16 protein-coding genes are annotated in these 22,496 nt (G+C 42.9%); 4 read left to right on the forward strand and 12 right to left on the reverse strand.

Going from position 1 to position 22,496, the window contains the following annotated elements:
• Nucleotides 1-25: 25 nt before the first annotated feature.
• The 8 genes from QVP94_RS00760 to QVP94_RS00795 all read right to left on the reverse strand — a co-directional run bounded on the left by QVP94_RS00760 (nt 26) and on the right by QVP94_RS00795 (nt 11,658).
• A complete protein-coding gene (locus QVP94_RS00760; protein WP_005854094.1) occupies nt 26-1,384 on the reverse strand; it encodes a sulfatase family protein in 1,359 nt (452 codons plus the stop codon).
• Between the two features lie 24 nt (nt 1,385-1,408).
• Nucleotides 1,409-2,788 carry a sulfatase family protein gene (locus QVP94_RS00765; RefSeq protein ID WP_005854092.1) on the reverse strand — a complete coding sequence of 460 codons (1,380 nt, stop codon included), beginning with the start codon at nt 2,786-2,788 and terminating at the stop codon, nt 1,409-1,411.
• A 12-nt stretch (nt 2,789-2,800) separates the two neighbouring features.
• Nucleotides 2,801-4,207 carry a sulfatase family protein gene (locus QVP94_RS00770; RefSeq protein ID WP_022191755.1) on the reverse strand — a complete coding sequence of 469 codons (1,407 nt, stop codon included), beginning with the start codon at nt 4,205-4,207 and terminating at the stop codon, nt 2,801-2,803.
• A 23-nt stretch (nt 4,208-4,230) separates the two neighbouring features.
• On the reverse strand, nt 4,231-5,790 hold the full coding sequence (locus QVP94_RS00775) for a RagB/SusD family nutrient uptake outer membrane protein (RefSeq protein ID WP_008779962.1): 1,560 nt from the start codon (nt 5,788-5,790) through the stop codon (nt 4,231-4,233).
• 4 nt (nt 5,791-5,794) lie between these two features.
• Nucleotides 5,795-9,172, reverse strand: a complete 3,378-nt coding sequence (locus tag QVP94_RS00780) for a TonB-dependent receptor (RefSeq protein ID WP_022191756.1) — start codon at nt 9,170-9,172, stop codon at nt 5,795-5,797.
• Between the two features lie 213 nt (nt 9,173-9,385).
• A complete protein-coding gene (locus QVP94_RS00785) occupies nt 9,386-10,375 on the reverse strand; it encodes a FecR family protein (RefSeq protein WP_005854084.1) in 990 nt (329 codons plus the stop codon).
• Between the two features lie 35 nt (nt 10,376-10,410).
• Entirely contained in the window at nt 10,411-11,004 is a 594-nt protein-coding gene (locus QVP94_RS00790; protein WP_005854082.1) for an RNA polymerase sigma factor, read from the reverse strand.
• Between the two features lie 9 nt (nt 11,005-11,013).
• Nucleotides 11,014-11,658, reverse strand: coding sequence for an HD domain-containing protein (locus tag QVP94_RS00795; protein ID WP_005854080.1), 645 nt, complete (start codon nt 11,656-11,658; stop codon nt 11,014-11,016).
• Nucleotides 11,659-11,886: 228 nt separating this feature from the next.
• Between QVP94_RS00795 and QVP94_RS00800 the strand changes: the two genes are divergently transcribed.
• Nucleotides 11,887-13,026 (forward strand): AAA family ATPase, encoded by a 1,140-nt coding sequence (locus QVP94_RS00800; protein ID WP_011966820.1) that lies wholly within the window; start codon nt 11,887-11,889, stop codon nt 13,024-13,026.
• Nucleotides 13,027-13,326: 300 nt separating this feature from the next.
• Here the strand turns inward: QVP94_RS00800 and QVP94_RS00805 are convergent, their stop codons facing one another.
• Nucleotides 13,327-14,088 (reverse strand): LytR/AlgR family response regulator transcription factor, encoded by a 762-nt coding sequence (locus QVP94_RS00805; protein ID WP_022191757.1) that lies wholly within the window; start codon nt 14,086-14,088, stop codon nt 13,327-13,329.
• 222 nt (nt 14,089-14,310) lie between these two features.
• Here QVP94_RS00805 and QVP94_RS00810 point away from each other — a divergent pair, with 222 nt between their 5' ends.
• Together QVP94_RS00810 and QVP94_RS00815 are read left to right on the forward strand one after the other, a co-directional pair.
• A complete protein-coding gene (locus tag QVP94_RS00810; RefSeq protein WP_022191758.1) occupies nt 14,311-15,312 on the forward strand; it encodes an alpha/beta hydrolase in 1,002 nt (333 codons plus the stop codon).
• Nucleotides 15,313-15,371: 59 nt separating this feature from the next.
• A complete protein-coding gene (locus QVP94_RS00815) occupies nt 15,372-16,859 on the forward strand; it encodes a capsule assembly Wzi family protein (RefSeq protein WP_009017986.1) in 1,488 nt (495 codons plus the stop codon).
• A 9-nt stretch (nt 16,860-16,868) separates the two neighbouring features.
• On the opposite strand, the gene QVP94_RS00820 is transcribed toward QVP94_RS00815, so the two are convergent.
• Nucleotides 16,869-17,606, reverse strand: a complete 738-nt coding sequence (locus QVP94_RS00820) for a lysophospholipid acyltransferase family protein (protein WP_005854069.1) — start codon at nt 17,604-17,606, stop codon at nt 16,869-16,871.
• 137 nt (nt 17,607-17,743) lie between these two features.
• Between QVP94_RS00820 and QVP94_RS00825 the strand changes: the two genes are divergently transcribed.
• Complete coding sequence (locus QVP94_RS00825; protein WP_005854067.1) at nt 17,744-17,914, forward strand: hypothetical protein; 171 nt, start codon at nt 17,744-17,746, stop codon at nt 17,912-17,914.
• 104 nt (nt 17,915-18,018) lie between these two features.
• Here the strand turns inward: QVP94_RS00825 and QVP94_RS00830 are convergent, their stop codons facing one another.
• Nucleotides 18,019-20,778 carry a glycoside hydrolase domain-containing protein gene (locus QVP94_RS00830; protein WP_288213137.1) on the reverse strand — a complete coding sequence of 920 codons (2,760 nt, stop codon included), beginning with the start codon at nt 20,776-20,778 and terminating at the stop codon, nt 18,019-18,021.
• Between the two features lie 71 nt (nt 20,779-20,849).
• Nucleotides 20,850-22,484, reverse strand: coding sequence for a RagB/SusD family nutrient uptake outer membrane protein (locus QVP94_RS00835; protein WP_022191760.1), 1,635 nt, complete (start codon nt 22,482-22,484; stop codon nt 20,850-20,852).
• Nucleotides 22,485-22,496 lie beyond the last annotated feature (12 nt).

A 22,496-nucleotide genomic window follows, 5' to 3' on the forward strand; every position in this document is an offset into this window, starting at 1 on the left:
TGTTCATTGAAATAATACGAAAAGGTTACTTATATCGCTTACTTTGCCAAGGGATCATACCCGTCTGGCGGATATGCTCCATCAAGCCATTGAACAAGTTTTTATAGGCAGCGGAAGAACGCTCTGCGATCGGGTTTTGCTCTTTAGGGTCTTCTTTCAGATTGAAGAATTGGATAGGTTCCCAAGGTGTGTTTTGTAAGATCTTATAATCTTTATAGCGAGATGCGTAATAGGCTTTACCACCATATCGGGAATTACCTTCCCTTCGCACCCAATGCACCATTCGATCTCCGGTATCTTGTTCCTCACCCCGTAAAAGAGGCAAGATACTGATACCGTCGATCTCATGTGATACAGGCACGGCTGTCAGATCGCATAAGGTCGGGAACATATCCGAAAGCATGACGAAATTATCACGTACCGCCGGACGGATCTGGTTCTTCCAATAAATACCTCCGGCTACCCGGATCCCTCCCTCATACATATCCTGCTTTGCGCCTCTGAACGGGCCGTTATTCGCACCCGCATCGTCCTGCCCTCCATTATCAGAGGTAAATATAATGATCGTATTCTCCAACTGGCCATTCTGTTCCAAGGCCTCATACACACGTCCGACGTTATAATCCAAATGCTCAATCAAGGCGACAATCTTAGCACGCTTCTCAGGAAGTGACGGTTCACGCTTTTTCACCTTTTCCAGCCATTCCTGAGGAGGTTGTATCGGGGTATGTGGGGCATTATAAGCTAGATACAAGAAGAAAGGCTCTTGCTTTTGCTTCATATCCGACAGGTAACGGATCGCCCAATCAGAGAAAATCTCTGTAGCATGTCCTTGTGGATCGATCTCTTTCAAGTTCTCACGCATATAATTATTTCCGAAACGACGATGGGTATAATAATCATCCATCATATCCCCTAAAAATCCCCGGTAGAAATCGAAGCCCCTTTCCGTAGGGGTATTCGGAGACTCCAATCCTAGATTCCATTTTCCAACCATCGCATTATGATAGCCTCTTTTCTTCAACATCTGGGGTAATAATACGGCATCCTCCGACAGATACCCCCAGCTATCCTCTTTATGCGTACGAATAACTCCCGGTACGCCTACCATATCCGGATAACGACCGGTTAATAAGGAAGCTCTACTAGGAGAGGAGACCGGACAGTTCGCATGGAAATTCGTGAAACGAACTCCTTCATTTAATAATTTATCGATATGTGGAGTTTGAATGTCCTTGGCGGCTCCTTGACAGGACAAATCACCATATCCCAAATCATCCACCAAAATCAGCAGGATATTCGGGCTATCCGGCAAAGCCTTTGTTTGTGCGGAAGCTGCGGAAAAAGCCAATCCGCAAGCCGCTGTCAGTATATATTTATTCATCTATCTGTTGTTTTTAATTTCCCATTACATCATATCACATACGGGAGGTTTGATCTTCATTCCTTTCTTATGTTTCTCACCGGCCTCGATCAGTAATTTCACGATCTCCGGATGCTTCTCCGCCTGATTGAATCGCTCTGAGATATCTGTCTCCACGTTATACAACAAGGGTTCTGCCGGAGTCTCGATCTTACAGGTTCGCAGATATTGGTCCTTGATCGTCTTAAAATAATACTTCCACTCCCCTTTACGGATCGCCATCAACTCGCTTCCCCACCAATAATAAACCTCATCACGGGCGGAATGCTTTTCCTCAAACAATAATCCGGTTTGATTCACGCCATCCAATACAAGATCTTTCGGTTGCTCGATACCCGCCATCGAGAGGAAAGTCGGATATAAATCCATCGAGGTCATAATCTCATCGTTGATCGCCGGATTGATTTTTCCCGGCATCCAACAAATGGCCGGTACCCGGAAGCCACCTTCCCACCAAGTACCCTTGCCATCCTTCAACGGACCTGCGGAACCACCATTCTCATGCTCCGTCAGCCAAGGGCCGTTATCGCTGGTAAAAATAACAAACGTATTCTCGTCCAAGCCATTTTCACGCAGAGCCTTCAACACCTCCCCAACGCTCCAGTCTATTTCCTCAACCACATCTCCGTACAGGCCTCGTTTGCTCGTTCCCGCAAAACGGGCATTCGTATACAATGGGATATGCGGGAAGGTATGAGCGAAATAAAGGAAGAAAGGTTCCTTTGAATGATCCTTGATGAACGATACCGCTTTCTCCGTATAGCGACGGGTTAATTCTCCCTGATCCGGTTCCGATTCGATTTGCTTACCATCCACTATCAATGGAGTCGGAGGAAAATTCCGGGCATGCGCGCCTTTATTCTGAACGGGGCTCATATCATTGGAATAAGGTATGCCGAAATAGGTATCAAAACCATGATCCGTCGGTAAATAGGGAGAGAACGCTCCTAAATGCCATTTGCCTACACAGCCGGTCGCATACCCACTTTGTTGTAAAACCTTGGCGATCGTGACCTCATCTTGTCCTAACCCAGCCTTTGAGTTAGGGAAAAGTACGGCTACCCGATCTCCATATAATCCATTTCGAACCGGCAAACGTCCGGTCATTAACGCGGCCCGACTTGGCGTAGAAACTCCGGCCCCCACATAAAACTGGGTCAGCTTCATTCCTTCACAAGCCATACGGTCTATATTCGGTGTGCGGATCGTGGGATTCCCATAGCAACTCAAATCCCCATATCCCATATCGTCACAGAATATGATTACAAAATTAGGCTTATTGGCCGCATCCGAGGCAGCGTTCAAGCTCAAGCTGTTCGATAATACCGCCGCTGTTAAAACAGACAATGATTTCAGTGTTTTCATATACGTATCTTTTTATTTAAGTAAACGGGGAAAAGGTTCATCTATGATACCGGCAGGACGCTGGTTCCGGCCTTCACATCCCCAATCTCCCATATCACTACGAACCTGTTCGATCCATTGATTCATCTTCGTTACTACTTCGGGATGTTTATCGATGACATTGGTTGTTTCCGACAAATCATTCGCCAAATTATATAAACGAGCTTCACCGACTTCCGTATCCGGGAAGTGAGGGCCTTTGATACGTTCCTTCAAAGGTAAATGATACTTCCAGTTTCCCCAACGTACCGCTTGTAATTGTTGTTTCTGGTAATAATAGAAAGTCTCCGTGGGCGATGCCATCGATTCTCCCTCCAAGATTCCAGACACATTATGCCCATCTATCACCCGGTCGGAAGGAACCGCATAACCGCAATAATGCGCCAATGTCGGTAAGAAATCCATCGAAGTCACCAGATTATCAGTCTCCTGTCCCGCCGGTATTTTAGCGGGCCATCTCATTATACAAGGCACCCTGAACCCACCTTCATACGTCGTACCCTTTTGGCCTCTCAACGGACGGTTCGTACCGCCGAAGTGTTCATCCGCACCATTATCGGAAGTAAAGATAACCAAGGTATTTTGATCCAATCCTTCCTCCTTTAAAGTCTCAAGCAAGACTCCCATCGACCAATCCAATTCCTCGGTCGCATCTCCATAGAGTCCGTTCTGAGACTTTCCCTTGAAAGCGGGAGAAGCCGCTAACGGATTATGAGTCATATTATGGCACAAGTAAATAAAGAACGGAGATTCCTTATGAGACTTTATAAACTCCACAGTCTTATTGGTATAACGAATCGTCAAGGAATCATGACCGACTGGAGCCACTATTACCTCCTCCTGTTCCATCAAGGGTAACGGACAATACGGACGATCCATATCGTTACTATAAGGAATACCATAATAGTAGTCGAAACCCTGCCGGGTAGGAAGAAATGGCAATTGATCCCCTAGATGCCATTTCCCGATACAAGCCGTCGCATATCCCTGCTCCTTCATCAACTCGGCGATCGTTATCTCACCGGGATTCAAGCCTTTATGCGAAGCTGGAAATAGCACTTGCCTCCCTTTGGACATCAAAGGTGTAGGGTCCGCATTTACATGCATGGAGACTCGCCTTGGATAACACCCTGTCAATAAAGCCGATCTGGAAGGTGTGCTCACGCTCGAACCCACATAAAAATCGGTCAGTCGTATTCCCTCTTTAGCCATCTGGTCGATATGGGGAGTACGATGCTTCGTACTCCCGTAACAACCTAAATCCCCATATCCGAAATCATCGATAAATACGATGATCACATTTGGCCTTTCCGCCGCTTGAGTAGCCACGGCCGCTCCTGAAAAGGCTAATACCGATATTATGTTAGATATAAGTTTCATTTCATTTTTCTTTTAGTTGCACATTACCAACCCGGATTCTGATCCAAATTCGGATTCAAAGAACGCTCGCTATCAGGAATCGGTAATAAATCGTAATATTCCAAATAGCCATTTGGGAACTTCGTCTCGATCACGCTACCCTCATGATCCTTAATAATCATAGGGTAAAGTTCCTTACCGATTTTCCAACGTTTTACATCTGACCAATAACGTCCTTCTAATGCTAACTCAATCCGTCTCTCATGTCTCACTTTCTCACGAGCCTCCTCACGGCTCATAGATGTCGGCAGCAAAGAGATCTTAACGTCATCCCTTTCCGTACGGATCCGGTTGAGGATAGCGATCGCATCCGCTACATTTCCATTCGTCTCAATAATCGCCTCCGCTTTTGACAATAAGACATCCGCATATCTCAGTATGATATCATTGATATAAGACTGCCCGGAAGGAGGAAGCTTTGACTCATCCTGAATCCGATATTTACGGGTACTTAAATGTTTCAACCGATTACCGGCATGATTAAACGCACCTCCCGGATACAGGTAATTAGGGAAACGATAGCCCAAGAAATAAGAACCCGGAAGTACAGCCGTGAAACCTAAACGAGGATCCCGGTTCTCATAAGGATTCTCGGGATCTACAGGAGAGCCGTCGATCGTCTCATAAGCCGCTACCAAATCATCCGTAGGGACATAACGGCTTCCACGGGTCCAACTTCCGGTACCCGTTCCGCAATACTGGTCAATATAGGAACCTTGCGAATTCTCGCCTTCAATATATTGGATATCAAACAATACTTCCTTATTGTTCTCATTAGCCGGATCAAACAAACCCTCATAACTATGGAATAGACCATATTTCTTCAACGCATCAATTTGCTCGACACAAGACAGAACCTCCTTGTATTTACCTTGGTATAAGTAGGCTCGCATTTTCATACCTAAAGCCGCCCCCTTGGTAGCACGCCCCGGCTCAGGAGCATCCACTCCCAGATTGGTGATCGCAACCTCATAATCATCCAGCGCTTGTTGCCAAGTCTCCTCCAAACTCGCCCGCTTCAAGCTACGAGCTTCTTCCGTGGAAATGTCCGTCAATATAATAGGTACCCCACCATAGGTTTCCGCTAGCACGGAATAAGCCAGTCCCCGTAGAAAATGAGTCTCACCTGAATATTTGGCTTTCGCTTCTTCCGATAAATCCACTAAATCCATACAGGCCAACAAATAGTTTGCCCGGGAGATTATCTCGTAACATCTTTTCCAACGATACGTTACGACTCCTCCGTCACTAGAGCTCAATCGCCCGGCACCCAACTTATTAAAAACCTCATCCGTTCCCCAGTTAAATGCGTTAGGGGTAGCTCCATCCGTTATGCCAAAGCCAAACAAGCCTTGATTATAAACCTCTTTTTCCCTCAATTGAGCATAGACACCATTTAAAAGGAGTTTGATATCCGATTCATTTTCCGGGAAACTCGCCGAAGTAATCTTATCCTCAGGATACAAATCCAAATAATTCTCCATACATCCCGTGAAAGAGACACATAGTATAATTGATAAGCAATATGCTAATAACTGTTTCATACTTTTAGAAATTAAGATTTATACCAAATGTAAATATTCTCGGAGTCGGGTAATAATTGGTACCCGAATCAAACGTATTTCTTTCCGGATCATATCCTTCATACCCTTTTTTCCACATAATCGTAAACAGGTTCTGGGCATTCGCATATACATACAACCGTTGCATTTTTAGCTTTGAGGTAATCCATTCAGGGAACGCATAACCTAATTGTAAGTTCTTCAATTTCAAGAAATCGATACGATGTACCCAAAATGAGGAGTCATACGTGTCCCATGAAGAGTCAAACCGAAGCATCGGTATATTTGAGTCCGGATTCTCTGGGCTCCACGCATCCCGCCATTTATCAGAAATAGTCAGCCATTCGTATTGCATACGGGTCATGCCGCTCTTCGTAAACGCATTCGCCTGTCCCAAACCTTGGAATAAGATATTTAAGTCAAACCCTTTATAGCGTAAGCCGGCAGTAAGTCCATACGTAATTTTAGGAATCGTATTACCAAGTACTTGTTTATCTTGATAGTCTAATTTTCCATCGTTATTAACATCCTCGTATTTCAGATTTCCCATTTCCGGCTTAAGCCCATTGCTATGCATATGTTGAGCGGCTTCTTCGTCCGATTGATAGATGCCAACCGCTTTATAGCCATACAAAGCCTTATACGGATATCCCTCACGAATCAAATAAAGCTGGTCCGGAGAGTTTCCACCTTGAAATTTCGTTACTTTATTATCGATATACGTAAAGTTTAGTCCTACGTTAAATCCAAGGCGATCTCTGCTCGTCTCAAGATTATCATAATTCACGACTAACTCAAAACCATTATTTTTCATCTCGCCCACATTCTCAAACGGCGCGGTCTTATCCCCTAATACGTTTGGTATTGGCAATTGAACGATAATATCGGTTGTTTTTTTATTGAAGTAATCAGCTTCTATATTCAACTTATTACCTAAGAAGCCCAAATCCACGCCAATATCCAAGGAAGAGGTAGTTTCCCAAGTAATATCCTCATCCACCAAAGCGGTTACGGCAGCACCCGGAGCCAATGAGCCTCCATAATTATAACTCAAGTCATAATTTTGGGAGATCACTGTTAAATAAGGCCAATATCCTTCAATGGTTTGATTGCCTAATTGTCCCCACGACGCACGTAGTTTCAAATTAGAAAACAGATTCAGGTTCTTAATAAACGCCTCTTCACTCAAACGCCATCCTGCAGAGAAGCCTGGAAAAACACCCCAGCGATTTCCCCGTTTAAAACGAGAGGAGGCATCGGCACGGAGATTCATCTCAAATAAATATTTATCCGCAAAGGCATAATTCAATCGACCAAAATAAGATGCCATGCGTAGACCTTCAAAATTTCCCTCTCCCTTGATACCTTCCGTTCCCGCATCCACTTGGGTTAATCCTTCTTTGGGTGGGTTGGTTCTTCGGGCAAATACGTTCTTTATACTGTAATTCTCCAATTGGGTACCAAGGATAGCGGCAACATAATGCTTATCCGCAAATCGCTTGCTATAGTTTAATGTCGCTTGGAAATTATTACGCATGGTCGATACTTGCTCTCTACTCAACACAATACCATCACGATTGTAATTTTTCGGTATCGTCTCTATGCCAGAATCCGTATATCCATAAAGGGTCTCATTATATTTATCAACCATTTTCCAATTGCCATTAGAGGCCCATGTTACTTGTAAGTTCAAGTCTTTCGTAAAATCTACGGTAGCGAAAGCATTTACAGCCATATAATCCTTGGATGTTTTAGTCGCCCCGTTCGAAGCGTCTATAACCGGCTGATAAGTCGTATACAATAAAGTACCATCATCCTTAATCGCTTCTACCGAACCGAAACGGCCATCCCGGGTATATGGAGCGATGAAAGGAGCCGCACCTTGTTGCTGTTCGAATACACGGAACAAATCAAAAGGCTCTTGGGAATTCCTACGAGTATAATTCAAACGAGCGCCAACTCTCAACCATGAATTCACTTTATACTCCACATTTGCCCGGATACCGAACCGCTCCGCCTTAGAGTTCATCAAAATACCTTCCTGACTCAAATAGTTCAAAGACAAGAAGGAAGATAGTTTCTCCGATCCACCGCGAATGGATAAATTATGCCCTGTTATTAAAGCATTCCGATAAAGAGAGTCATACCAATCCGTATTCGGGTATTTATAAGGATCTGTTCCATTAGCGAAATTAGAGATCAATGTTTCCGAGAAAAGAGGGTTCTCTCCCCCATTCACCAAAGCTTGATTCGCCATAGTCATATGCTCGGCGCTATTCGTCACTAAATCAAAATGACGTCCGATCTGCTGCATTCCGACGTAAGAGTTCAACTCTACTTGGGTTTTCTCATTATTCTTTCCCATCTTCGTCGTAACCAAAACGACACCGTTAGCGGCCTTTGATCCGTAAATAGCCGCACTAGCCGCATCCTTCAAGACTGTGATACTTTCGATGTCACTCGGATTTACTTGGCTGAATACCCCTTCTACTCCGTCAATAATCACCAACGGGTCCGAATTATTCAATGTACCCCAGCCACGAATTCTCAATTGCGCTCCATCATCTCCCGGCTTACCCGAATTCTGGCTGATCCACACGCCGGAAACCTTTCCGGAAAGTGCTTGAGAAGCATCAGTGATCGGACGGTTCGCCAATTCCTCATCAAATTTGACTGAAGAAACAGAACCTGTCAAATTCACCTTCTTCTGGGTTCCATAACCAACAACCACAACCTCTTCCAAAGCCTGTGTATCCTCCTTTAAACGTACATTCAATGAAGTCTGTCCCGCAATAGCGACAGTTGTTGGCATAAAGCCGATATAAGAAAATTGAAGTGTCGCGTTATCCGATACCTCCAAAATAAATTTACCATCAAAGTCTGTTATCGTACCATTTTGAGTACCTTTCTCCACAACATTCGCTCCAATGATAGGTTCCCCTTTTGAATCGACAACAACACCCGTTATTTTTTTGGCTTGCTGGGTGACCGCATTCGCTATAGGTTTTTCAAATAAGTAGATCTTTCCATTTTTAACTTCATAACTTAATGACGTGCCCTCCGTTATTTTATCCAATACATTTGTCAATTCTGCATTCGTAAAATTAACGCTCACTCTCCGATTCAAATCTACGATTTGTTTGCTATACGCAACACTCAACCCGGTTTGGTGGGTGATGGTAGCTAAAACTTTCTCCACTTTCGCATTGTCCAGCACAATAGAAACCCGCTGAGCCGAGGCGGTAGCCGTGAAACTCAGCAAGGATATGACTAAAAATAGAAAGGTTAACTTCATGGCATTCGGTATTTTCTCAATTAATATTAAAAGGCACCTACGCCGAGGGCTTTCTTGCTTTTCTTTCATATATTTGTATTGATTTTAATAGTTGGTATTAGAAATTTATTTTTAATACGATCGGCAGCCGAAAAGGGTAGGAGCTTTTCGGCTGTTCTTATGTTATCTATTTATGAGGAATCCATACGCATATCTATTTTAAGGTTAACACTCTGTTTCCTGCTCTCCTATCAAATAGACACACGACAAATCTAAAAGGATGAGTCGTTATAGCTAATTTTTTTATTTTTTCATCCGGACTTCTATCTTGCCCCCTTTTTCCTCGAATAGTACAGGCGTGATTTTTTCCAATTCTTTTAATACCGTGGTCAAATTGACGCTATCGGTCGTTATCGTATACGTATATCGCAAAGCGGCAGAATCCTTCACGTCAAAGGATATATCATAAGTTCGAGCCAATGTTTTCATTACGTCCGATAAAGGGGCGCTCTTAAATACGAGCACATTACGTCTCCATGCCGAATACATCTTGACATCGTGGGAACGGAGTACCTCACAACGTCCGGAAGCCTTGTTATAAACCGCTTTTTCTCCCGGGCGTAATTGATAAGATTTGAAGGATCTTGATTTCAACTCGATAGATCCTGTCTCTAAAGCGACGAATATAGCTTCTTCCTCCGGATAGGCTTTCACATCAAAGGTAGTACCCAACACTTTTATATCCATATAAGAAAGATCCACGATAAAAGGCCGATTCTTGTTCTTGGCGACCTCGAACCAAGCCTCTCCTTCCAAATAAACCTTACGTTCGGAGAGACCGAATTTTTTCGGATAACGAATACGGCTTCCCGAATTCAAATGGACCTTACTCCCATCTTGAAAAAGCACTTGCATGCGTTCCCCATTAGGTACGTACACCTCGTCATAGCCATCATCCGCCAACAAATCCACTTGTGAGTTTATGCGTATGAAAAGTCCTATAATTAAAGCGATCGGTATAAAGACCGCAGCCGCATACGCTATAAAACGGCGTATTTTTTGTCGGCGGAGTTGCCGCATAATATTCTGATACATTACGGCTGAGGGTATCGGATGGTCGATCCATGCCTCTTCCTCCCCCATATGAATCGTTTTCTCATCCTGATCGATACGCTCAGCAAGCCATGCCTGTCCTTCCGGGGTCTTAAACCAACGAACAACCTCACAAGACTCCTCGGAAGTAGCCTCATTATTTAGCGTTTTCTCTATGATCGATAGATCGGGTATTTTCATATTCATTTTCTTTTATCAATTGACACGCAAAGCCATCAATAGGATGAGTTCCACAAATATAAAAGAAATAAAAATAGTCTCTCGAAATGTGCCCGCAGTATTTTTATCGCTTGCGCATAATGTGTTTTTACCGTGGGGACCGAGATATTCATCTTATCGGCGATTTCTTGATTAGATAGATTCCCTTTCAGCTTATACAGACAGACTTGGCGTTTCTGCTCCGGCAAATGATCGATCGCTTGGTAAAAATGAGACATCATATCTTGCTCCTCTATCTTTATAAGCAGTTCATCCTCATATTCCGGCGCTGATTGTACGATCTCATAATTTTTCTCTACGGCGCTATTATTATTCCGGATCTCATTTAATACGTGATTCTTTAGCATTGTATAGAGATAGTTCCTTAAATTCACGTTCACCATCAGTAGGGAACGTGCCTCCCACAATTTCAGAAAAACTTGCTGTACGGCATCTTCCGAAGAATATGTACTTTTCAAATATTTATAGGCCAACACATACAATAATTTATGATACCGCTCATAAATAACAGTAAACGCATCCTCGCTCCCCTGCCTCAATGAGGTGAGCAGATCTTCATCGCTCCGTATGGATTTCTGAAAAAAAGACATTCGAGGAGACTATATAATATACGATTCGCTATTTAACAGACGTTCCGCTTCCTCCTTCATGGCATCCGGCACCTGTGTAACCGCACCTTCACTGATCGATCGGATAAATTCCGGATACTCTTTACGGTAAACATCCAACATCCGGTTCGCAAAAACAAACATCATCGTATATTGGATATTCGCCAGCCGATCACACATTTTTATAAAAGAAGCGAATTTAGTCTGCCGTATTCCTTGATAATACAGGTCATTCGCCCGTTCTCCCCGGTTTCGTCCTTTTTCATTCGTTAAGGCGTATACGATTTCCGGAACTTGGTCTTCCAAGTGCTGTCTCACGCCTTCTGGCAAGACAAAGCCTCCCCCCTTGAACTCTTTCAGGAATTTCACGACATCATTATAGGTCATCCGTGCATCTTCTATCGTATCATGCAGAAAAGCAGAGGCATACAAAATCAGTATATCCGCCTCGGTCTCAGCTACCAGATATCCGTAGCGAGAGACATACGATACCGTCATTTTCAGATGAAATCCATAAGGCAACACATGATCATATTTCTGATTCACATCATCATGTATACGAAAAGCAGCCTTCTCCATACTGCAGATCCAAGGATAATAACGCTTTACTAGAGCGATAAATGATTGTTTTTCCATTCTTTCGATACTAAAGATTAATCTTTACGCATGGCAATAATACACAGTTCCGAAACCGCTGTTTCCGAAACGGCGGTTTCTACAATGCGAAGATATATAAATAATCGAATTAAATCACTCTATATCAAATTATTTAATACGGACTCCCACACGTGCAAGTGAAACATACCGTTTCCTTTCTTTATTATGGATATAATTATTATATTTGCAATAAAATGTATTTATATTATGGAGACAATCGCAATGATGAATCCTTTTGTCGTGGGTAGATATGTATCAGACAAATATTTTTGTGACCGTGAGGGAGAGACAAGCTTCTTGATTAAACAGATTGAGAACGGACGTAATGTCGCATTGATTTCTCCACGCCGTTTGGGTAAGACCGGATTGATCCAACATCTTTTTCATCAAGAATCGATAGAAAAAAATTATCATGCGTTCTTTGTGGATATTTATGCCACTACTTCATTAACAGAGTTCGTATATCTATTAGGAAAAGCCATCTATGACGAATTGAAGCCAAAGAAAACGGTTTGGACGGAACGGTTCTTTCAAATCATAACCTCATTGCGTGCGGGTTTTAAACTGGATATGGTAACCGGAGAACCTTGTTTTGATATTGGGCTAGGAGACATTCAAGCACCACAAACAACACTTGATGAGATCTTCGCTTATCTAGAGACCGCAGATAAACCATGTATCGTGGCGATCGATGAGTTCCAACAAATTGGCGGCTATGAGGAGAAAAATGTAGAAGCGTTGTTGCGAACCAAGATTCAACAATGCAAGCAGACTATGTTTATCTTCTCCGGCAGTAAACGCCATTTGATGAGTAATATGTTTAATTCCTCTTCCAAGCCTTTTTATCAAAGCGCTATTAGTATAGGACTTGAGCCAATACCCATTCATATCTATGTGGAGTTCGCCAACCGGCTTTTTGAGCAAAGGGGAAAGCTTATTGACAAATCCGTAATAGAAGAAGTTTATCGGATGTTCGATGGCTATACTTGGTTTGTGCAAATGATAATGAACGAACTTTTCGCATTGACCGAAGAAGGTGAGCGTTGTGGTATGGATAAGATAGAAATAGCCCGCAAGAATGTGATTCTAACACAAGAAAGTAGTTACAAGGATCTACTTGCCAATCTTGCTCCCAAACAAAAACTTGTTTTACAAGCTATCGCCAAAGAGGGCAGAGCAGAAGGTCTCACGTCATCAGCATTTATCAAAAAATACAAGCTACCCTCAGCCAGTTCTGTACAATCTGCGGTCAAACCTCTGTTGAAAAATGATTTGATAACACAGGAAGATGGCTTTTATAGGGTATATGACTACTTTTTTGCGGATTGGATGGCTAGAATATATTGACTCTCTTGTATGTAAATGTCAGAAAATAAGCAAATCTTAGTAGGCACTATCCGTTACTGAAGTAAATAATTTACGACTTGAAATGTAAATTCCTTATGCGGTGAAAATGAATTATTTAGACAACATACTTAATCGCTTGCAAAAGGCTTCTCAAGTGATTAGTTATTCACTTCCCAAGCCGTTAACTAGCGGCTAGGTATAGCCGTTAGTTATTCACTCGACAAGCCGTTAGTTATTCACTTCAGAAGCCTATTACACCCTGCAAAACAGATAAAATTAGGGAGAAAAGAAGAGTAACCATCAAATAATATCCAACCGTTCTCTCAGTTGTTTAAAATAGCGATGCGAGGCGATCCTCTCCTCCTCTTGGAAGGGGGGATAGAACTCGCATCGTAAGGTCTTATTCTCGATGAACATCAAATAAGTCAAGTTCACAATGCAATCTTGGCTTATTTGAACAAACGTATTATTGATAGACAACAAATCTTTCGCTGTCGTGCTCATTTTTAGTTTATGAGTAGTACGGGAAGTCAAGACAATCTGCCAGCAACGTTGGTCTCCCAAGAACTGAAACAGGAATATCTCCTCACAACGGACTAGTAAAAGACCCGAGACGGTTTGGATCGCAAATCGACTATCCCGATTCAATATTTTCCGCAAAGATCTCTCCATGCAGGCAACATCCGCAGGTTCTGTCGTATGAAAACGTTCGATGAGTGCCGCTAACTCATCAATTAAATAAGGTTTTAACAAATAATCAAACGCAGAGGCACGTAGGGCATCCAATATATATTTATCGTATACCGTATAGAAAACGACTCTCAAGTTCGGAAGAATATCATCCCGTATATCATCCAGCAAATCAAAGCCAGACATGTCCGGAAGTTCCACATCCAAAAACACCAAATCCGGTTGATACTTAAGGATATGCCTCTTGCCCAATTCCGCCGTTGTCGCTGTATCCAATATCCTTATTTCCGAGAAGGCCAATAGATCGTTTTGCAATTTTTGAATCGATCCAAGGTCATCATCTATGATTATTACTGTTATTTCCGGTTCCATACACGCTTCCATTTTCCAACAAAGTAAAATATTTATTGTTAAGATAAAAAATTAACGACTTACCATAAATAGTGCTTTTTACGTATAAGTTGCAATATTTACGTTTATCCTATCGTTTTTCATGCTTATCTGTCATTTTTTATTTTATGATCTTGGTTAATTACCATTGATTGATAAACCCTATCTTTGCAAATACAGTTATAAAATAGAAACAATATATTTATGTCTCGAAAAATAAATCTTATTATATTCCTCTGTTTCATTTTATGCGAGGTATATGCCCAATACGTACCCGATGTATTGGGAGATGGTTATTTACGCCGTACCTTCCAGATGCCGGATGATTATGAGGGGAAGGTAGTTTGCACACTGGTCAAGAAACCTCAACTGGATAGCGTAAAACAGGCCGTGCTGTATATCCATGGCTATAATGACTATTTTTTCCAGAAACAATTAGGGGATAGCGTAAACGCTCACGGATATAATTTCTATGCGATGGACTTGCGGAAATACGGACGTTCGATATTACCCAATCAAAACCCGTTCTTTTGCAAGAGCCTAAAAGAGTATTTCGCTGATATCGATACCGCTTTAGCCACCATCCGGTCCGAAGGTAATGAACGGATATTATTAATGGCGCATTCTACGGGCGGGTTGATCACACCTTATTATTTGAATAGCAAGAAAGGGGAGTTACCGATAGACGGGCTTATCTTGAACAGCCCTTTTCTAGATTGGAATTTCGGATGGTTAATGGAGAAAGTCGTACTGCCAACCGTTGCGTTTGTCGGGAGGCTATTTCCGAATCTTACCGTACAAGGTTTGGGTGATCCGAATTACGCTTATAGCCTGCTTAAGCAGTATAAAGGAGAATGGGAATTTGATACGAACTGGAAAATGATATTCGGGCATCCGAAAAAAGCCGGATGGATCAAAGCCATACAAGAAGCGCAACAGACGGTACAAAAAGGGTTAAAACTGGATTGTCCGATACTAGTGATGTCTTCCAACAAATCTTTTCCGGAAACAGAGACATGGCATGAGGAATACATGACCTCCGACATCGTCTTGGATGTTCAAGACATTCAAAAATACGGGGAGAAACTAGGAGACAAAGTCACGAGAGATACCATTCCAAACGGCATCCACGATCTGATCCTATCTCAAAAGCCCTATCGGAACGATGCCTATCAAACTATATTCGAGTGGTTAAAGAAACAATAATGGTTGCACCAAACATATAAATCCTTACCTTTGCGCCCAGACAAAACATTTATATATACATGAAATCAGTGCGATCAATTTTTATAGGTCTGACTTGTCTGGGGATGGCAACGGCTAGTTTCGCTCAAGAAGAAGAGACAACTCCGGAAGCGACTACCTACAAGGCCGAAATATTCGGATCGGTAGCTAGTGGCGACAATACCCCTTTCTGGATGGTTAGCAATCGATACGGAATTGTTCCTTTGGAAGCGAATAACGGATATTTGAATGCGGGAGTATTCCATAATCAAACTTTTGGCAAAGGTTTTCGCTGGGGAGCCGGATTAGACGTAGTGGCCGCAGTTCCTCGTCATCGCAATTTCTTTATCCAACAAATATATGCCGAGTTAGGTTACAAATGCTTGCTATTGAGTGTAGGAAGCAAGGAACGCTATAATTCACTTTGGGATCGTTGGCTTAGCTCGGGCGATATCGTGCAATCCGCCAATGCCCGCCCGATACCGGAAGTGAACATCAGTATTCCGGAATTTACCGTCGTTCCTTTAACGAAAGGCTGGATGCAAGTCAAAGGAGACTTTGCCGTCGGTCGTTCTTTCGACAAGGATTATCTGGCTAACTTCACAAACAATAAGCAGACTTATGTAGATAACGTTTTATGGCATCATAAATCATTATTTGTACAGATTAAGGATACACGCAATGACTTCCCGTTATCCGGTGTAATCGGAGTACAGCATTGGGCACAATGGGGAGGAACCTCAACCAATCCTAAGATCGGAAAGCAGCCTCAATCCATCAAGGACCTTATCCGGGTTATTTGCGGCAGCGAAGGGGGTGGCGACGCAACAGTCTCCGATCAAATCAACGTACTGGGTAATCATTATGGCTCTTACGATTTCAAATTGGCTTTTACACAACCTAACTGGCAAGTATCCGCCTATTACCAACATTTCTTCGAGGATAAATCCGGTATGATATTCGTAAACAATACCGACGGATTATGGGGAGGACAATTGGATTTACCAAAATTCCCGTGGTTGCGTAAGGTGGTCGTGGAGTATCTGGTTACAAGAGACCAAAGCGGACAGTTCCACTTCATCGATTTTGATCACGACCTACATCCCGGCGTAGGTGGCGGTGGTGATGATTATTATAACAACGGAGAATACACTACCGGAGCCTCTTATTTTAACCGGGCGATAGGTTCTCCTCTGATCCCAAGTCCGGAGTATAACGAGAACGGTTCATTAGGATTCAAGAACAACCGTGTTCGTGACTGGCATTTCGGTGCGGAAGGCGCTATCTCCTCACAAGTATCTTATCGGGTATTAGTCACCGTGATGAATAGTTGGGGTAGACATGCCACCCCTTTCCTTAGCAAGAAAAGAGGAGCTTCCGGACTTTTAGATATCTCTTATCAACATCCCCGTTTATCGGGATGGGAATTTACAGGGTCTTTGGCAGCTGATGCCGGTTCCATGTTCGGCGATAACTTCGGATTCAGCCTGAAAGTAGCGAAACGTGGCATCTTGAAAAGCTGGAAATAATAACCTAAATTATTTATATTCTTCCCACAAGGCAGATGCGATGATTTCTTGAGTCTGATCAGCGAACGCTTGCATTCCTTTGTGGGAAGTGTCTATATTCTCGGTAGAAACCGCCGGATGGATCACCATCTCCATCCGATGACGATGGACATTCAACGACCCGATCGGCAAGACATCAAACGGCCCGTTTAAGGTGATCGGAATAATAGGCAAATGCTGATCCAGAGCCATTTGATAAGCCCCTTTCTTGAAACGGATCATTTTCCCGTCATACGTACGCGAACCTTCCGGAAAAACAACCACGGAAGCCCCGTTTCGAAGACAACGCTCCGCCTCCAAAACACTACGAGCGGCGGCCTTCGGCGTAGAATTATCGACAAAGATAAAACCGGCGGCACGGCAAGCAGCCCCGACAAACGGAATCTTAGCGATACCCGCCTTCATCACCCACTTAATGGGAACGCCTAAGAAACCATATATCAAGAAAATATCAAACGCGCCTTGATGATTAGCTACGAAAACATACGATTGTTTCCGGTCTATATGCTCACGCCCTTTTACCGTCACCGGACAAAGCGCCAGATAGCAAGTCAATCGAGACCAGATCATACCCGGATAATAAGCGAAGATTTTCTCTCCCCCCAATAGACAACCGATGATAACCGTCACAGCCGTAAGTATAGTCAGTACCAGAAATACAGGTACAAAAAACAGCCACAAATAAACTATGTAAAGTATTCTTCCCATACGTAACTATATTATAACACAAATATAGAAGCTAATTTCAATCGTTTCATTATTTTTCTCCGAAAATATTTTCACGATCGGGTTATTATTGCTTTATTTGCGGTAGAAAAGAAAATAATTATAAAATATCTATAACCATGAATGAGTTAATTAAAAATCTAGGAGTGATCGTACTCATTATTGGTGCGGCAGTTTTGGCTGTACCGTTTTTCACCGGAGGTATGACAAATAGTATTCTACTTACAGGTCTGGGATTGGTTCTCCTTGGCTATTTTGGTCATATCGTAATCAACAAACGAGTAGAATAATACACGCTACTTAGATTTAAAAGGAAATGAAAAAGGATGTGCCTCATTGTTACGCACATCCTTTTTTTGAATCATCATGCAAATTGAGAGATATGCCCAAATCGTTATTGAGTTCCCCATTCCTTGTTTGGTTTATCGCCAAGCCATAATTCCAAAAGGCCACCTTGCTCAAATACGGTATGCGGCAATTGATATTTATGATACATCTCTCCGTTCAAAGAAGCTTTCTGGATATAACAATTCTCTGGGGAGTTATCATGTACTTTAATCTTAAACTCGTTCCCTTTATAATACCGAGAATCCAATCGAATCGTAATCTCATTGAAAACAGGGCTTGTAATATCATACATCGGATTATAGGCAGAGCCTCCATCCAAACTGAATAATCCCATAGCCATCAGTGCACTTATTCCAGCCATCTGTCCTTGATCTTCATCATTTTCGCCGTAGCCTCGCTCTGGCGTAATATCACCATAGGTCTGTTTAGCGACCTGACGCACCCAATATTGAGTCAGCCAAGGCTTTCCTACATGTGAGAAAACGTGCGCATTCGAGCAACCGGGTTGATTGGCATAACTAACATAACTAGACAGGAATCTTGCATTTTTCGACATCTCAAACACATAATTCAATTGAGTAGCTAAGCTGTCATTACCTCCCATCAAACGAGCCAATGTTTCAATGTCATGAGATAATCCAAAAGTAGCCTGCCAAGCATTGGCTTGTACAAACCCACGCTCGGACAAAGGATCCAAATGGACCCACTCTCCTGTTTCTTTTCTAGGCATCATCAACCTCAAATCCGGATGCCAGGACGCAGGCCAGCCCAAGGAACGATTTCTATAATAATTATAATCCTTGAGTTTTCCCATAGCTTTCGCCATTTCTCCCAAAGCCCAATCCTCAAAGGCCCATTGAATAGTCAAGCCAGCCTCTTCTGGGCAATATCCATGTTTAATATAGAACTCCAACTCTTTATCCATATCAAAGGCAAGCATACCACCTTTCTCATGATTCCTTTTCATAGCCGCATATCCCTCCTTGGGCGACCATTTATGAAACACCCCCCGCTGATAAGCGGAAGTAATCAAGGAGGTAGCCGGACAGCCCGTCATAATATAAGTATAAGACCCTATGGACGGCCCACGAGGTAATAGACCTCCATTCTTGTCATATTCGATAAAAGAAGCGGAAAACTCGTCTAGAACAGAAGGATACGCCAGTCCCCACAACGTGTTTAAATTCCACTGTGTCAACCATAGAGCATCTGAATTATACATATGAAACCTTGATTTTCCTGTTTTATCTTTAGGCAAAGTCCGTACTTGGAATTTAGGAGCAATCGTATGTATCCTTGTTTGTTTTCCAATACGTTCTCCTCCGGACAAATAATCCGGATACTCGCCATTGCTATCATCTATCTTATGGCGCCCCAACAATATGTGCCACAAATCGGTATAAAACTTGGTCTTTTGCTGAAAAGAACCACCTTGCACATCAATTTTTCCCAACCACTCATTCCAAATACGCTCGGACGCACTCTTAACTTGATCAAAATCCCAATGTTTACATTCCCGCTCTATATTCTCACGGGCGTTTTCCTCACTCACATAAGAGATAGCGGTCTTCAACAACAGCTCATCACCAGCCTTAAAAGATCCAAAACAAGCTTCTACGCCAGAAGAAGGAGATTGTTTAAAAGAGGACTTAGGCACGGTAATTAATTCGGAAGAACCCGTAAAATGTCCAACTCCCATTTCCTTCTTATCGCCCACCCAACCATTCAATGCCTCGATTGGCTTATTGAATTGAACGACAAAATACACTTTCGCAACATCCACACCGCCCCATACACGACCGGCTGTATCAAAATATCCGGAGATCTCCATATCACTCACTTTAGTCACATGAGCATTCAACAAAGTAGAAGTAGCGATATGCCCTCCCAAGTTCACCAAGACCTTCGCCAAACCATCTTCCGCATACGTAAGACGATAAAGCCCCACTCGATCCGTAACGGTCTGTTCCACCCATATCTTGTAGGAATCCAAAAATAAACGATGATAGCCGGGTTGAACGATCTCACCCTCATGGGAGAAAGAAGAACGCCAAGCCTTATCCCCCCCACAGACATCTACCTCGTCTTTTACTGGCATCAGAGACAAGCCAGAAATCATCCAATTATGAATTTGCGGAAAACCTAATACCGTTGTAGAGTTATAATTATAACCTCCTCCTCCCTGATTGATATTACGGGTTAACGGAGCGGAACTGATCATTCCAAAAGGCAAGCTTCCTGTAACAAAGAAAAAATACCGCCCCTTAGCCGTCTCGATATACGGATTAACCCATGAGACATAATCTGTATAAGATTCCGGTGCGGGATAAACCTCTATCTCAGACAAACCTAAATCTCGTCCTTCCCCATCTGTCGCCTGAAAACGAAGCCATTCTATTTTTTTAGTCTCAAACGTCACCACTTTCGGTGCTCCATCATTAGGAATCTGGTTGACCGTGATTGAGCTTCCATCGCTAAAGAACAACGTACCGGCCGCCGTATGGCTGTCCTTATCTACCCGATCATATAACATGACTTGATTCGTATAAATGGGCTCTTCCCAATCCAATTGAATCCAAGGATAGGGATACACCCGCCCCCGGAAGTCCAACTTTGTTTTAGCGACCCACTCTCCTTTTCCTGCAATACGAATCACCTGATCCACTACATTCTCACAACCTTGTTCCTGCGTTAACGCAGAAGAGCAAGAGACTTTCGCCAAAGAAGCGATATTATGGGGAGTCGCAGATAGCTCACAGCAAGCAACCCAACTCAACAGATATAAAAGAAATCTCAATTGTTTCATCTCTATACAAAAATAATAAAAAAGGCAGCCCCAAACGGGCGCTGCCTTTTCTTTCAACCATTCATAAAACTTTAATAACCCGGATTCTGTTTCATTACCTCAGCACCACAAACATCTATAACAGATTGAGGTATAGGAAAATACTCATGCTTTCCTTTTACAAAGCGAGCATTCTGCAAGTGGGAACGGAATGTTTTTTCTTTCTCAAAATACACATTGAGAACCTCATCCGCAATACCCCAACGCACTAAATCAAAGAAGCGGATACCCTCATGAGCCATCTCTAAACGTCTTTCCATACGCAATGCTTGCACAGCCTCATTTTTCGACTTAAATGGCTCGGTATAAATCTCCACCTTATAATTAGCGGCATCTTGCGACTGATCATCCCACAGCTTGACATGCTGTGTATTCTTTGCACGCTCCCTAATTTTATTAATATACTTACGTCCAGTCTCCAAATCACCGGTCTCGATAGAGGCCTCAGCTCTCCACAACAGCAAATCCGCATAACGAATCACGTAAAAATTCAACGCATTCACATATGGCCATATCGGAGAGTAATGGGTAGAGTTCAACGATACCAAACGTTTCTTCGGACTATACGGGCCATATACGCTAGCCTCTCTTGGAGTCCAATCATACACCTGTACATCCATAAACGGAATATTTGGCCGAGCCAAGGTATGATCCAAACGAACATCCACATAGTCGCTTTCCGCCACATCCTTACCATCATTATAAGGCAAGCCGTTTTCATTCGTCTTATAAGCATTTACCAAATTCTGGGTCGGCCGCAAGAATCCATAAGTTGGATAAGGACCTCCCGGCGGTAACAAACGATCGCCATAACTTCCGTTTTGATTACTGGACGCTCCATCGTTAATAGATAACTGAACCGCAAAAATAATTTCTGAGTTGTTATCATTCTCCGGCAAGAACACTTCCCTAAAATCAGGATACAGCGTATATTTCCCGGACTGGATCACCTCATCACAAGCACTTAGGCACTCTTTCCATTTCGACTGATATAAATACACCTTAGCCATATAAGCTTTTGCCGCCATTTTGGTAGGACGTCCATAATCTGATTGGCTTTCCGGCAAGACTTGATAAGCGGCAGAGAATTCCCCCAAAATCTTTTCCCATAGCTGGTCGGACGTAAACTCCATATTCGATTTCGTATGATACTCATTCGGATCAACCACCGTCTCATCAATCCAAGGGATCAAATTATAGATGACTTTCAAGTTGAAATAATAGTGTCCTCTCAAGAAACGCATTTCCGCCAAACGTTGCTCTTTGTTCTTTACCGTACTATTGCTCAACAAACGAATCGCTTGATTACAACGCTTTACACCCTCATAAAGAGCAGCCCAACGAGCCTCAAAATCGATACCCGTCGGATTGGCATTAAAGATTTCCATCAAGTGAATCTGGTTTTGGTCACCGGTACCTCCACCCCCTTTATAGGCATCGTCAGATACGACATCCCCAAACTGCCAATTCGAACAACCGGAGTTGATCGCATCCGAAGCATAATATCCATCCAATACCGCATAAGCACCTATCACGATTCCCTCTATGTTTTCCTCACTTTCTACCTGCTCGGGCATAAATTCTCCTACAGGCTCCTCAGAAAGAAAAGAATCGGCACAAGAGCACATCACTAAAGCCGCAACAACTAAACTAACTATCTTTTTCATCGTACATCAGAT

It is taken from the genome of Parabacteroides sp. CAG:2, assembly GCF_000436315.1.
GTDB lineage: Bacteria > Bacteroidota > Bacteroidia > Bacteroidales > Tannerellaceae > Parabacteroides > Parabacteroides distasonis.